Consider the following 13,290-nt stretch of genomic DNA (forward strand, 5'->3'; position numbering starts at 1 on the left):
CTGTTCCAGCGTAGACGGGCGGCGCAAACTTTTTGCCCATCTGGCTATCATAGAGCAATGAACCGCTTCAACACGACACCGACGTGCAAGTGGGCCCGCCAGGCGCTGGCGGCGGCCTTGAGCCTCACCCTGCTGTTGCCGGCGCTGCCCTCGCGCGCGCAGCCGGTCGGCCTGCCTTCGATGGGCGCGGCCTCCGCGTCCGATCTTTCTCCCATGCTTGAGCGCGAGCTCGGCGCGGCCATTATGGCGCAGGGTCGGCGCGACCCGACTTACGTCAACGATCCCGAACTGCGTCAGTACCTCACCACGATGGCACGCAAGCTGGCGGCGTTCGCGCCCGGCGGCGTGCCCGATGTCGAGGTGTTCGGCGTGCGGGATCCCGAGATCAACGCGTTCGCCATGCCCGGCGGCTATATCGGCGTGAACACCGGCCTCATCGTTTCGTCGGCGAGCGAGTCGGAGCTGGCCTCGGTGCTGGCGCACGAAATCGGACACGTGTCGCAACGCCACATCGCGCGCGGCATGACGCAGCAGAGCCAGAGCGGCATGATGATGATGGCCACGCTGGCCGGCGCCTTGCTCGCCGCGCTGGCGGGCGGCGGCGGCGATCTCGCCATGGGCGTGGCCGCCTTCGGGCAGGCCGCCGCGATCAATCGCCAGCTGGGTTTCTCGCGCGATGCCGAACGCGAGGCCGACCGCACCGGCCTGCAGATGCTGTCCCGTGCCGGCTATGACCCGGATGGCATGGCCAAGATGTTCGGCCGCCTGATGAATGCATCGCGCCTGAACGAAGGCATGGGCGGCGGCGCGTGGGCCAGCACCCACCCGCTGTCGATCGAGCGGATGTCGGATGTGCAGAACCGCATCCGCGACCTCAAAACCTCGCGCTACGTCGACAGCGACGATTTCTGGTTCATCCGCGCCAAGATGCGCGTGGTGCAGGGCCGGGACGCGGTCAGCCTGCGTACGGCGCAGCAGCAGTTGCAGGACGAATCGCGCGCCCTGACCGGGATTCGCCAATCGGCCGCCTTCTATGGTCTCTCGCTCTACGCGCTGCAGCGCGGCGACCTGGCGGCGGCCGAGAGCGCGCATGCGCAGGCCACGACCGGCGGTCTCAACACGCCCGAGCTGGCCAAGCTGGGCATCGACATCGCGATGGCGCGCAAAGACACGGCGCGGGCGCTCGAGCTGTCGCAGGCGGCCATCAAGCGCTGGCCCGATCGGCGCGCCCTCGGCATGGCCTATGCGCAGGCGCTGCAGGGCGCCGGCCGCAACGCCGATGCGCAGGCCTATCTGCGTGAGCGCATCCGCGAATGGGGCGATGACGAGCCGACCTTCTATCAGCTGCTGGCGCAGAGCGAAGAGCGCACCGGCAACGCGGTGGCGGCGCGACGCGGCATGGCGCGCTTCTATGTGGCCACCGGTGCCTACGCAGCCGCCGAGTCGCAGTTGCAGCAGGCTCGCGGTCTGTCGCGCGACTTCTACGAGCAGTCGCAGATCGATGTGCAGATCAAAGAGGTGCAGCAGAAGCTGGCCGACGAGCGCTCGCTGTTGCAGCGCTTCAAGGGCTGAGCCGACGCCTCATCCGGCGTCAAACACGAAGGGCCGCGGATCGCGGCCCTTCGTGCGTCTGCGATAGGGTCGCGCCGGCCGGGCTTACTTGCCCGTTTCGAAGAAGCGGCCCAGTCGTTGCGGCAGCCAATACAGGTGGCCGGGGAACGGCCCGGTCGGGAAGCCCGCATGACCGCCTTCGGCCGGCTGGTGCAGCAACACGGTCGGCGAGCATTCGGCCGGCGTGGGCAGGGCGTCTTCGGGCAGGAATGGGTCGTTGCGCGCGTTGAGTACCAGCGTGGGCACCTGGATCTTGGGCAGCCACGGCTTGCTCGAGGCGCGCGTCCAGTAGTCGAGCGCGTTGCGATACCCGTGCATGGGCGCGGTGTAGGCATCGTCGAAGTCGCGCAGGTCGCGCGCGTGGGCGATGCGCATCACGTCGATGGCGCCGGGGAAGCGCTTGGCCTTTTCGAGCACCTTGCGCTTCATGGTGCGCAGGAAGTAGGGCGTGTAGATGCGCCGGGCGATGAGGCCCGAGCACAGCGCCTTGCCGCCGGCGACCAGATCGAGCGGCACCGACACGCCGGCGCAGCCCGCGAGCCAGTTGGTTTCTTCGGCGTGCTCGCCCAGATACTTGAGCAGGGCATTGCCGCCCAGCGACACGCCCACGGCGTGCCAGCGGGCATGGGGAATACGCGCGCGCGCCGTGGCCAGCATGAAGCCGACCTCTGCGGAGTCGCCGGAGTAATAGGCGCGGGCCAGGCGGTTGGGCGTGCCGGAGCAGCCGCGGAAGTGCGCGACCGCCACGATCCAGCCGCGCGCACGGAAGTAATGCGCGATCGATTGGGCGTAGCGGCTGGTGCTGCCGCCTTCGAGCCCGTGAAACAGCAGCAGGGCGGGCGTGTCGGCCGTGCGGGGCAGCGAGCCCCAGTCGGCCGTCGTCATCCAGCGCGCGGCGGCCGTCTTGATGTTCGAGAGCGGGGTAATGGCATCGATCGGGCTGCCGTCGGCCACCTTGTGCGGGGACAGGCCGGGGCCGGTCCAGTCGATGTCGACGAAGTCGGTGTCGGGCGTATCGACCCGCTCGCGCACGAACGCGATGCGGTGATATTGCGCGAACGTCGAGGCATAGACCGTCTGGCTATGCCGGTCGGGCAGCCAGGGCGGTACCGGGCAGGGCGTCAGATCGATGCGGGAAGCGGCCAACGGGGTCTACGCCTCAATGCAATCGGTCGGGAACGTCGTGCAGATCGAGCACGCCGGCTTCCGCCGGTGCCGGCGAGGCGTGGTGCATCACCATGCGCCAGCCCGTGGGTCCCTTGTGATAGACGTTGGTGGCGTAGCAGTTCACGAACTGCGTGCCCTCGCGCGTGCTCGCGCTGACCTGTTCGACCAGCACGTGCACGGCGCACATCATGCTCTGCACCACGACCGGCCGCAGCGGCCGGATGTGGAGCGGACCATTGGCAAGGACCTGTTGCCAGGACTCGTGCACCGCGGTGTGACCCACGATGCGCAGACCGCCAGGATGAATGCAGACGATTTCTTCGTCGTCGGCCCATATCTGCATCAGCCGATCGGTATCGGCCTGCTCCAGGGCTTCGTAGAAGGCGTGTTCCGCTTCATCGGGAGTGGCGAACATGGCGGCTGCGTAACCTCGTGTTGGATGCGAAATCGTAAATCAATGACCGTGCACGACCGTGCCGGGCTTGAGCTTGTACTCGGCGCCACAGTAGGGGCAGCGTGCCGAACCGGTATGCGTGACGTCGAGGAAGACGCGCGGGTGCATGCTCCAGAGCGGAGCCTTGGGGCCCGGACAGTGGACGGGCAGGTCTTCCGCGCCGAGTTCGATGACTTCTTGATGAGGGGCGCCGGCCGGAGCAGCAGCAGTCATGGCAATTCCTGGGGTGATACGGGTTGGACGGCGAAGAGGGCGGTCGGGCGCGATTTGCCGTCGTCCTGGTGTCCCCCTCTCCAGAGGCCGGTATTGTATCAAGGGCGGGGTTACAATGACCGCCTCCCGCGCCATGTGGCCGGGACGGTGTCATGAGGGCGCGGGGCGCCTTCCGTCCGCGCTCCGGACACACCGGCACGCCTGTCGCTTCCCACTGGATTCCATGTCGTTCCGTCCGCATCGCCAGGGGCCCGTCCGTGGCCGCTGAACCCGAGTCAACACTCCTCGACGACGCGCGCGCCATCCGCGCCGAGCGCATCGAAGCATTCAAAAGCGGCGTGCACGCGATCGTGCCCGCCCTCATCGCCACGGGGACGTGGGGCATGGTCACCGGCGTGGCCATGGTCAAATCCGGCCTGACGGAGTCGATGGCGCTGGCCATGACGCTGCTGCTCTACGCCGGCTCCGCCCAGCTCACCTCCCTGCCGCTGATCGCCTCGGGCGCACCGCTCTGGCTGATTTTCGCGGCCGGCTTCGTGGTGAACCTGCGCTTCGTGATTTTCGGCGCGGCGCTGCAACCGTATTTTCGCCATCTGCCCTGGCCCAAGCGCCTGGGCCTGGGCTATTTCACGACCGACATGGGCTTCGTGCTGTTCATGCCCCGCTACGGCGACGCGGCCCAGCGCGGCACGCGCGAGCAGCTGTGGTTTTTCGTCGGCACGATCGCGCCGAGCTGGTTCGTCTGGCAGTCGTCGTCGATCATCGGCATCTTCCTGGGCTCGATGGTGCCCGCCACCTGGTCGCTCGACTTCGCGGCGGTCCTGGCGCTGCTGGCGATCACGATTCCGCTGGCCAACTCCAAGCCCATGCTGGTGTCGATGCTCGCCGCCGGCGTGACCGCCTGGGTCGGTCAGACCCTGCCGTTGCGCCTGGGCCTCGCCGTGGCCGTGGTGGCCGGCATCGTGGCCGGCATGTGGGCCGAGCGCTACTTCAAGGGAAAAGCCTGACATGTGGCCTTCGGAGCTCTATGTATACAGCGCCATCCTGCTGCTCACGCTCTGCAGCGTGCTGACGCGGGCCGGCTTTATGTTGTTTGGCGACTACATTCCGTTGCCCGACGGCGTGCGGCGCGCGCTGCGTTACGCCCCCGCCGCGGCGCTCACGGCGATCGTCGTGCCCGACATGCTGCCCTGGAAGGCGGGCCTCGGGCCGGTGTTCGACTACAAGCTGGTGGCAGGCATCATCGGGGTGATCGTGTTCCTGCGCACCCGCAGCGCGGTGGCCGTGATCGTCTCCGGCATGCTGGTCCTGTGGGGCCTGCGCTGGGCGGCGGGGTAGGCCCGGGCGGCACCGCCGCGGCGGCGTCGCCGCCGATATCCGGCCCCCGATCGGGCAGAACGGCCCGGCTGCGCTAAAATAAAAGTTATCCACAGCAATCCGGGCACGACCGCATGCCGTTTTGTTCTTTTTTCGTGGCCCCGGAATCTGCCCAACCTGATGACTGACTCTATCTCTTCCGCAGCGCCTGCCGCTGAAACGCCTACGCGCACCTTCGATGAATTCGGCCTGCATCCGCTTCTGCTGAAGTCCATCGCCGAGACTGGTTATACGACACCCACGCCGATCCAGGCGCAGTCGATCCCGGTCGTGGTCGAGGGCCGCGACGTCATGGGCGCCGCCCAGACCGGCACCGGCAAGACCGCCGCGTTCACGCTGCCCATCCTGCATCGCCTGATGCCGCTGGCCAACAGCAGCGCGTCGCCCGCACGCCATCCGGTGCGCGCACTGATTCTCACGCCGACCCGCGAACTCGCGGACCAGGTGTTCGAGAACGTCAAGCGCTACAGCAAGCAGACGCCGCTGCGCAGCGCGGTGGTGTTCGGCGGGGTGGATATCGGTCCGCAAAAAGAAGCACTGCGTCAGGGCTGCGAGGTGCTGGTCGCCACGCCGGGCCGCCTGCTCGATCACGTCGAACAGAAAAACGTGAACCTGAGCCAGGTCGGCATCCTGGTGCTGGACGAAGCCGACCGCATGCTCGACATGGGCTTTTTGCCCGACCTCGAACGCATCATCCGTCTGCTGCCGGCACAGCGCCAGGGCCTGCTGTTCTCGGCCACCTTCAGCAACGAAATCCGCAAGCTCGGTCGCTCGTATCTCAACCACCCGGTCGAGATCGAAGTGGCGGGCCGCAACGCCACGGCCGACACCGTGACGCAGATCGCCTATCAGATGACCGGCGAGGCCAAGCGCGCCGCCGTGGTGCATCTGGTGAAGTCGCGCGGCCTGAATCAGGTCATCGTGTTCTCGAACACCAAGATCGGCACGGCGCGCCTGGCGCGCCAGCTCGAGCGCGACGGCGTCAAGGCCGAATCGATCCACGGCGACAAGACCCAGGCCGACCGCATGAAGGCCCTCGAGGCGTTCAAGGCGGGCGAACTCGAAGTGCTGGTCGCCACCGACGTGGCCGCGCGCGGCCTGGACGTGGCCGGCGTGCCGTGCGTCATCAATTATGACCTGCCCTACAACGCCGAAGACTACGTCCACCGTATCGGCCGCACGGGTCGCGCGGGCGCGAGCGGCGAGGCCATCGCCCTGTTCACGCCCGACGAAGAGCGCTATCTGCTCGACATCGAAAAGCTCATCAAGCGCAAGGTGCCGCGTGGTTCGCTCGAGATTCCGGGCGAGTTGCTGGCGCACAGCCATGGCCGCGGCGGTGAGCGCACCGAACGCGGCGATCGCGCGGAGCGCGGTGACCGCGGCGATCGAGGCGATCGTGGCGAGCGTGGCCGTGAGCGCTCGGCAGGCCGGGGCGACCGTCCCGAGCGCGAGCGCCGTTCGAGCGCGCCGCGCCAGCATGTCGACGAATTTTTCCTCAAGCCCTACGAGCCCTCGTCGTCGGCCCCGCCGACGGCGCCCGCCGAAGACAGCCCGCGCAACGGCGTCGCGCCCAAGCGTCAGCTGGCGGTCCTGCTGGGTGGCAGCCGCAAGCCCTGATCCGGGCCTCGGCGCAAAAAATCACGCCCCCACGGCAGCGATGCCTGGGGGCGTTGTCATTGGGGCGGGGGTGTCAGGCGGTGGCCGTGCCGCCGAGCAGGGCCTCGACGTCGGGCAGGCCGGTGCTCTGGCCGGGCGCATGGGTGTCGAGGCTGGACAGCAGGCGCTCGAGATGGCCGATGTGCGGCAGCATGGTGCCGTAGAAGAGCGTGCGGCCGTCCTCGCGCACGAGCAGCGTGGGGAAGTTTTCCACGTCTTCGTCGCCGAGAAGATCGGGGTGATCTTCGATGTCCACCCACACGAAGGTATGGCCCGGAAACTGCGCCGCGAGCGCGTCGAGCTTGGGCCGGTATTGGGTGCAGGTGTCGCACCATGCCGCGCAGAAGCACGCGACCAGCCGGCTGTCGGGCCGGGCGAGGGCGGCGCGCAGCGCCTGCGTATCGGTGCCGGGTTCGTAGAGGGGCATATCGGGGTTCCGCTGTGTTTGACTATGATACCCGGCGCGTCTATCTTGCGTCTTGCCACCCGCGCCGCAGGCCGGGCGACACACGTTTCGACTCTGGATGCTCCATGCCGTTTTCTTCATCCGCTCCCGCGCAGCGCTCGCCCGTCACCGAAGGCGCGCGCATCGCGCAGGCCTTCAAGTGCGCGCTGGTCTCGCAGTGCCATCCGAACATGCTGTTCGCGGTGCTGCTGCCGTTCCTCATCGCACTCGTCGGCGCCAACCTGCTGCTGTGGCTGTTCTGGTCGCCCCTGACCGACTGGCTGCGCCTGGAGGCCGGGCAGTGGGAGACCGTCAACGATGTCGACGCCTGGCTCGTGAGCGTGGGGCTGTTCTCGCTCAAGATCTGGCTGGTGCCGGTTATCGCCGCGGCCATTCTGCTGCCGGTCTCCGGCATCCTCGGTCTGGTGATCGCGGCCATTTTCGTGATGCCGCTGGTGCTGCGCCATGTGGACAAGCGCGAGTACACCGGACTCGCGCGGTTGGGCACGAACGCCACGGCGGTCAGCGTCTGGAATGCCATCTGGGTCGGCGTGGTGTTCGCGATCGGCTGGCTGTTCACCCTGCCGTTCTGGCTGATTCCGCCCATGGCGCTGATCCTGTCGGTGTTCTGGTGGGCGTTCGCGTTCTCGCGCATGCTGCGCGTCGACGCCCTCGTGGAACACGCCACGCCCACCGAGCGGCGGCTGCTGATCAAGCAGCGTAACGGCGGCTTCTGGATCATCGGTTTCATTCTGGCGCTGATCAACCTGATTCCGCCGGCCTGGATCATCCTGCCGGTGTATTCGGCGCTGGTCTACGCGCACTACGGGCTGCAGGCGCTGAAAGAACTGCGCGCCGCCGAGCCTGCGGTGGCCGCCGCCGACGATCTGACGCGCCTGCCGCCCTGATCGGGGCGGACGGCCGGTCCCTGCCAGGCCGGCCTCCGCTCACGCACGATCATCGCCGCGCGACACCGCCCCTCCGATTCCGCTTTTCGTTCTTCAGGACCTTGCGCCATGACCGCAGCCGTAACCCCGCGCCGTATCGGCCTCATCATCGTCGGTGACGAAATCCTGTCCGGCCGTCGTCAGGACAAGCATTTCGGCAAAATCGTCGAAATGCTGGCCACGCGCGGCATGCAACTTTCGTGGGCCGAGTTTCACTCCGACGATCGCGCCGCATTGACGGCGGCGTACCGGCGCAGCTTCGCGACCGGCGACGTGGTGTTTTCGTGTGGCGGCATCGGCGGGACGCCCGACGACCATACCCGGCAGGCCGTGGCCGCGGCGCTGGGCGTCGAGATGGCCCTGCATCCCGAGGCCGAAGAGGCGATCGCGCTGCGCACGGCCGAAATGGCCGCCAAGGGGCAGGGCACCGCCGACATGAGCACCCCCGAAAACCAGCAGCGGTTGCAGATGGGCGTGTTTCCGGTCGGGTGCGAGGTCGTGCCCAATCCGTATAACCGGATTCCGGGCTTTTTCATCCAGGATCACACATTCGTGCCGGGCTTCCCGGTCATGGCGTGGCCCATGCTCGAATGGACCCTGGACACGCGCTATCGCGATCTGCAGCACATCACCCGCCATGCCGAGCACTCGTTCCTGGTGTTCAGCATGCCCGAGTCCCGCATCACGCCCACCATGGTCGAGATCGAGCGGCGCTGGCCCGGCGTGCGTGCCTTCAGCCTGCCCAGCGTGGGCGAGAGCGGCGCGGCTCCGCACATCGAACTGGGTGTGAAGGGCGATCCCGAGGCCTGCGCCGAGGCGCTCGCTTTCCTGCGGGCCGACGTGCTGCGCCTGGGCGGGCAGCTGGCGCCGCCGGCGCGCTGATCGGTATCGGCCGGGTCGATCACGAGCGTTTTTGGCGGCACGGCGTTCAGGCGGTATTCAGCCTGGCGGCGTGCTCTGCCGCTTTGCGCCGCCGCGCACAAAAAGCGGTTGCCAAATCCCTGTCAGAATTTCACAATACGATAAGCCTGCCTTGTTGCGCTGCGACAAGGCCGAGCCAGCCAGCGCCATGAGGGCGCTCGCCGGCGGGTTCCGCCGCCATCCTTTTCGCTCTTACGTCCGCCTATGTCACGCCTGCCCAGAGTCGCCGCGTCCCTGCCGGGCTCCGACCAGGAGTCCGCCGCTCATGCGCCCATCGCCATCCAGGTGATCGAGCGCGCCATGAGCCTGCTCGATGCCCTGGCCGCGCAGCCCGAGCCGGTCACGCTCAAGCAGCTGTCGGCCACCACGGGGCTGCATGCCTCCACCGCGCATCGCATCCTCAACGACCTGGTCGTGGGGCGTTACGTCGAGCGCGTGGACAACGGCGTGTATCAGCTGGGCATGCGCCTGCTGGAGCTCGGTTCGCTGGTGAAGGGACGGCTCAACGTGCGCGAGGCCGCCATCGGGGCGATGCGCAATCTGCACCGCCAGACGGGGCAGACGATCAATCTGTCGGTGCAGCAGGGCGACGAGATCGTGTATATCGATCGGGCCTGGAGCGAGCGCTCCGGCATGCAGGTGGTGCGTGCCATCGGCGGCCGGGCGCCCCTGCATCTCACCTCCACCGGCAAGCTGTTTCTCTCGACCTGTGACGGCCGCCAGGTGCGGGCCTACGCGACCCGTACGGGGCTGGCCGGACACACCCGCAACAGCTTGACCGAGCTCGAACGCCTCGAACGCGAGCTCGCGCTGGTGCGACGCCATGGCTACGCCCGCGACAACGAAGAGCTCGAGCTGGGCGTGCGGTGCATCGCCGCGGGCATCCACGACGATACCGGCAAGCTGGTCGCGGGCCTGTCCATCTCCGCGCCTGCCGAACGCCTGCAGGACGAATGGATCCGGCTGCTGGTCGATACCGCCGCCCAGATTTCCGAGGCGCTGGGCCATGAGCCGCTCGCACCGGGCGGCCACGAGCCGCTCGCCGAGGCGCGCTGAGGCGCTGAGGCGCCGCGGCGGGGATCCGATCCCGTCGGGCCGCACCGATCTCGTCCCGGCTGCACAAAACGCAGGCAAAAAAAAACTGGTCCGAGGACCAGTTTTTTTCATTGCGGGTTTACTGCTTTTCGACGCCGGCCTTCTTGAACAGGCCTTCCCACTGGGGCACCTGTTGCTTGACCTTGGCGGTCAGGCCTTCGGGATTGGCTTCGGCGGTGAGCACGGTGGCGCCCAGCTGCTTCATGCGCTCCTGGAACTTCGGATCGGCCAGGCCGGCCTGCAGGCTCTTGACGAGCTTGTCGACCACGGGCTTGGGCGTGCCCTTCGGAACCCACATGCCGTGCCAGATACCGACTTCGAAGCCCTTGTAGCCGGACTCGTCCATCGTGGGCAGGTTCGGCAGCGTCGGCACGCGCTTCAGGCTGGTGACGGCGTAGGCCTTCACGGCGCCGGCGCTGATCTGCTGCGTGGTGTTGGTGGTCTGGTCGCACAGCAGGTCGACCTGCTTGCCCAGCAGATCGTTCATGGCCGGGGCGGTGCCCTTGTACGGGATCGTGAGCAGGTTCACGCCCAGCGCTTCGATCAGCATGGTGCCGCACAGATGGCTGGCGGCGCCGATGCCGGCGTTGGCCAGCGAGATTTTGTCGCTGTTCTTTTTGACGTAGTCGGCCAACTCCTTGATGTTGTTGGGCGGCAGGTCGCTGCGCGCGACGATGGTCATGGGCACGTCCACGACCAGGCCGATGGGCTCGAAGCTGGTGTAGGGATCGTAGCCGGGGTTTTTGTAGAGCGACGGGGCCGTGGAGAAGCCCGCGTGCATCAGCAGGATCTGGTAGCCGTCGGGCTGGGCGCGCGCCACTTGCGTGGTGCCGATGGTGCCGCCGGCACCGCCCTTGTTTTCGACCACGACGGTCTGACCCAGCGTGCCGCGCATGGCTTCCGCGAGCGAACGGGCGACGTTGTCCGTCGGGCCGCCGGCGGCGAAGGGCACAACCATGTTGACGGGACGCTCAGGGTACTCGGCGACCGCGGAAGCGGCCGCGGTGAGCGCGCCGGCCGCGAACAGGGCCGACAGCAAGCGTGAAGGACGGATCATGAAGTCTCCAATGCAGGGGGGATTTTGGCTGCGAGGGTTTATATAGTTATGGCCGGCCTGTGATGGTTTTTATTGGCGGCTCGACGTGGGCCAAGTGTAAGGAACTCACCCTGTTCCGTCACCTCGGGGAATTCCCGAGCAAGTCGGGGACGGTTCCCCCGGTGGTCTTTTGGCCCGCGCGTGGGGCGCGCCGGGGAGGCGTGCGGGCTGTGCCGGGAATGTGTCCGAGACGTGCAGGCGCGCGTGCCCGAGGGCGCCAGTTGACCGTTTTGTGTCACTTGTTGCGGCGCACAAACTTTTACTTGACACGAAAAATCAAGTGTCTAGAATATCGATTGTGCAATGCAGCAAACGCGCCTGCGGTGGCAGTACTTCCCGGACGCGCACGATGAACCGAAGTTCTTTCGGTCTTAGATCATCCTTATTCGCCGGTCCAAACCGGCACCCGTGAAGGAGAGACATGATGAGCGCCATTCCCCAACAAGTGCTGGCCCGCCAGCAAGCCACCCTGCAATCCCTGGTCGCCGCCCAATCGGCGATGTTCAGCGGCTTCGAAAAGCTGGTCGACCTGAACCTGAAGGTCGTTCGCGCCACTCTGGACGAAGCCGCCCAGAAGTCGCAACAGGCCGTCGAGCTGAAGGATCCGCAGGACGCCACCGCGTTTGCCAGCACCCTGGTTCAGCCGGGCGCCGAAAAGGCCCTGGCCTACGGCAAGCACGTGTATGACATCGTGGCCGGCGTGCAAGCCGACCTGACCAAGCTCGCCGAGGCGCACATCGCCGAAGGGCAGCAGCAACTGACCGAAGCCGTCGAGCAATTCTCCAAGAATGCGCCCACCGGCTCCGAGAGCGCCGTTGCCCTGATGAAGTCGTCGCTGGCCACCGCCAATAGCGCCTACGACTCGCTGAGCAAGGCCGCCAAGCAAGCCGCCGAAGTGGCCGAGTCGAACCTGAACGCCGCCGCCAACGCGACGTTCAAGGCCGCGACCGACGCCGCCGACGCCGCCACCAAGGTGGCCGGCCGCAGCCGCCGCGCCGCCTAAGGCAGCCTGGCAGCCGGTCCGACCGGCCTTCGCCCTGGGGTCTCCCGGGCGTGCGAAGGCCCGGTCCCCGGGGAGGTTGCGACCGACCCGGAGTCTGTAGTACCGTTGAGTGACAGAGCAGAGCTGGAATTAGGGCCACCTTCGGGTGGCCTTTTTTTATGCTTCGTCTGAACGAAACGGCACAATGAAAAACAGCACCCCAGGGGTGCTGTTCGTTTGGCGGCACGGCGTCGGGGCTCAGCGCCTGGCCAGCGCGCCGACACACTCGCCGACGAGGGCCGGACCCCGATAGATCAGGCCGGTGTAGAGCTGCACCGCGTCGGCGCCCGCCGCGAGTTTTTCGCGGGCCTGCTCGCCCGACAGGATGCCGCCCACGCCGATGATGGACATCGCCGTGCCGATCCGCTCGCGCAGGCGCGCGATCACGGCCAGCGACAGCTCGTGCACCGGGGCGCCCGACAGGCCGCCCGCTTCGTCGGCATGCGGCTGACCGGCGACCTTGTCGCGGGCTAGCGTGGTGTTGGTGGCGATCACGCCGTCCACGCCGTGCGCCAGCAGGGCGTCGGCAATCACGTCGATCTGCTCCTGGGTCAGGTCGGGGGCGATCTTGACGGCCAGGGGCACCTGCCGCTGGTGCTGCTGGGCGAGTTCGGCGCGCTTGTCGCGCAACAGCGCCAGCAGTTGCGACAGCTCGTCGCCGCCCTGCAACGCCCGCAGATTCTTGGTGTTCGGCGACGAAATGTTGACCGTGATGTAGTCGGCGTGCGGATACACGCCCGCGAGCCCGATCAGGTAGTCGTCGGCGGCGCGCTCGATCGGCGTGTCGGCGTTCTTGCCGATGTTCAGGCCCAGGATGCCGCCGTGCTGGCGGAAGCTGCTCTTCTGCACGTTGGCCAGGAAGGCGTCGAGCCCCTGGTTGTTGAAGCCCAGGCGGTTGATCAGCGCATTGGCGCGCGGCAGACGGAACATGCGCGGCTTCGGGTTGCCCGGCTGGGCCCGCGGCGTGACCGTGCCCACCTCGACGAAGCCGAACCCCAGATTGCCCAGCGCATCGATATAGGCGCCGTTTTTGTCGAGACCGGCGGCCAGGCCCACGGGATTGCGCAGCCGCAGTCCCATCAGCGTGGTGGGCGATTCGGGCCGCGCGTGCAGCAGCTTGCGCGTGGCGCCGCAATCGTAGGCGCGCTGCAGGCCGGCAAGGGTGACCTCGTGGGCGGTTTCCGCATCCATGGCGAACAACGCCGTGCGGGCCAGGGGGTAGGCGTGAAAGAGGATAGACATGAGGCGCAATTGTAGTGTGTCGGC

At 67.4% G+C, this 13,290-nt stretch carries 14 protein-coding genes; 8 read left to right on the plus strand and 6 right to left on the minus strand.

The window, feature by feature from the left end:
* Window positions 1-57: 57 nt before the first annotated feature.
* Complete coding sequence (locus CEK29_RS04950; RefSeq protein ID WP_094803381.1) at window positions 58-1,572, plus strand: M48 family metalloprotease; 1,515 nt, start codon at window positions 58-60, stop codon at window positions 1,570-1,572.
* Window positions 1,573-1,656: 84 nt separating this feature from the next.
* Here the strand turns inward: CEK29_RS04950 and CEK29_RS04955 are convergent, their stop codons facing one another.
* The 3 genes from CEK29_RS04955 to CEK29_RS04965 are packed head-to-tail and all read right to left on the minus strand — an operon-like array spanning window position 1,657 to window position 3,445.
* Window positions 1,657-2,757, minus strand: coding sequence for a YheT family hydrolase (locus CEK29_RS04955; protein ID WP_094803380.1), 1,101 nt, complete (start codon window positions 2,755-2,757; stop codon window positions 1,657-1,659).
* Window positions 2,758-2,770: 13 nt separating this feature from the next.
* Window positions 2,771-3,193, minus strand: coding sequence for a YybH family protein (locus CEK29_RS04960; protein ID WP_094803379.1), 423 nt, complete (start codon window positions 3,191-3,193; stop codon window positions 2,771-2,773).
* A 39-nt stretch (window positions 3,194-3,232) separates the two neighbouring features.
* Complete coding sequence (locus CEK29_RS04965) at window positions 3,233-3,445, minus strand: zinc-finger domain-containing protein (protein ID WP_094803378.1); 213 nt, start codon at window positions 3,443-3,445, stop codon at window positions 3,233-3,235.
* A 338-nt stretch (window positions 3,446-3,783) separates the two neighbouring features.
* Here CEK29_RS04965 and CEK29_RS04970 point away from each other — a divergent pair, with 338 nt between their 5' ends.
* The 3 genes from CEK29_RS04970 to CEK29_RS04980 all read left to right on the plus strand — a co-directional run bounded on the left by CEK29_RS04970 (window position 3,784) and on the right by CEK29_RS04980 (window position 6,439).
* Window positions 3,784-4,452, plus strand: a complete 669-nt coding sequence (locus CEK29_RS04970) for an AzlC family ABC transporter permease (RefSeq protein ID WP_094803891.1) — start codon at window positions 3,784-3,786, stop codon at window positions 4,450-4,452.
* 1 nt (window position 4,453) lies between these two features.
* A complete protein-coding gene (locus CEK29_RS04975) occupies window positions 4,454-4,783 on the plus strand; it encodes an AzlD domain-containing protein (RefSeq protein ID WP_094803377.1) in 330 nt (109 codons plus the stop codon).
* Between the two features lie 159 nt (window positions 4,784-4,942).
* Complete coding sequence (locus CEK29_RS04980; protein ID WP_094803376.1) at window positions 4,943-6,439, plus strand: DEAD/DEAH box helicase; 1,497 nt, start codon at window positions 4,943-4,945, stop codon at window positions 6,437-6,439.
* 73 nt (window positions 6,440-6,512) lie between these two features.
* Here CEK29_RS04980 and CEK29_RS04985 read toward each other — a convergent pair whose 3' ends face one another.
* A complete protein-coding gene (locus tag CEK29_RS04985) occupies window positions 6,513-6,905 on the minus strand; it encodes a thioredoxin family protein (protein WP_094803375.1) in 393 nt (130 codons plus the stop codon).
* 104 nt (window positions 6,906-7,009) lie between these two features.
* On the opposite strand from CEK29_RS04985, the gene CEK29_RS04990 reads away from it, so the two are divergent.
* The 3 genes from CEK29_RS04990 (at window position 7,010) to CEK29_RS05000 (ending at window position 9,847) form a co-directional block, all read left to right on the plus strand.
* Complete coding sequence (locus tag CEK29_RS04990) at window positions 7,010-7,831, plus strand: EI24 domain-containing protein (RefSeq protein WP_094857483.1); 822 nt, start codon at window positions 7,010-7,012, stop codon at window positions 7,829-7,831.
* Window positions 7,832-7,939: 108 nt separating this feature from the next.
* Window positions 7,940-8,752 carry a competence/damage-inducible protein A gene (locus CEK29_RS04995; RefSeq protein ID WP_094857484.1) on the plus strand — a complete coding sequence of 271 codons (813 nt, stop codon included), beginning with the start codon at window positions 7,940-7,942 and terminating at the stop codon, window positions 8,750-8,752.
* A 243-nt stretch (window positions 8,753-8,995) separates the two neighbouring features.
* Window positions 8,996-9,847: an IclR family transcriptional regulator gene (locus CEK29_RS05000; protein ID WP_094803370.1), complete on the plus strand. Its 852-nt coding sequence runs from the start codon at window positions 8,996-8,998 to the stop codon at window positions 9,845-9,847.
* A gap of 118 nt (window positions 9,848-9,965) precedes the next feature.
* Here the strand turns inward: CEK29_RS05000 and CEK29_RS05005 are convergent, their stop codons facing one another.
* On the minus strand, window positions 9,966-10,943 hold the full coding sequence (locus tag CEK29_RS05005; RefSeq protein ID WP_094803368.1) for a tripartite tricarboxylate transporter substrate binding protein BugD: 978 nt from the start codon (window positions 10,941-10,943) through the stop codon (window positions 9,966-9,968).
* Between the two features lie 463 nt (window positions 10,944-11,406).
* Between CEK29_RS05005 and phaP the strand changes: the two genes are divergently transcribed.
* Window positions 11,407-11,985, plus strand: a complete 579-nt coding sequence (phaP, locus tag CEK29_RS05010; protein WP_094857586.1) for a TIGR01841 family phasin — start codon at window positions 11,407-11,409, stop codon at window positions 11,983-11,985.
* Between the two features lie 237 nt (window positions 11,986-12,222).
* On the opposite strand, the gene CEK29_RS05015 is transcribed toward phaP, so the two are convergent.
* Window positions 12,223-13,266 (minus strand): quinone-dependent dihydroorotate dehydrogenase, encoded by a 1,044-nt coding sequence (locus CEK29_RS05015; protein WP_094857485.1) that lies wholly within the window; start codon window positions 13,264-13,266, stop codon window positions 12,223-12,225.
* Window positions 13,267-13,290: the final 24 nt, after the last annotated feature.

It is taken from the genome of Bordetella genomosp. 5 (assembly GCF_002261475.1).
Taxonomy (GTDB): domain Bacteria; phylum Pseudomonadota; class Gammaproteobacteria; order Burkholderiales; family Burkholderiaceae_B; genus Bordetella.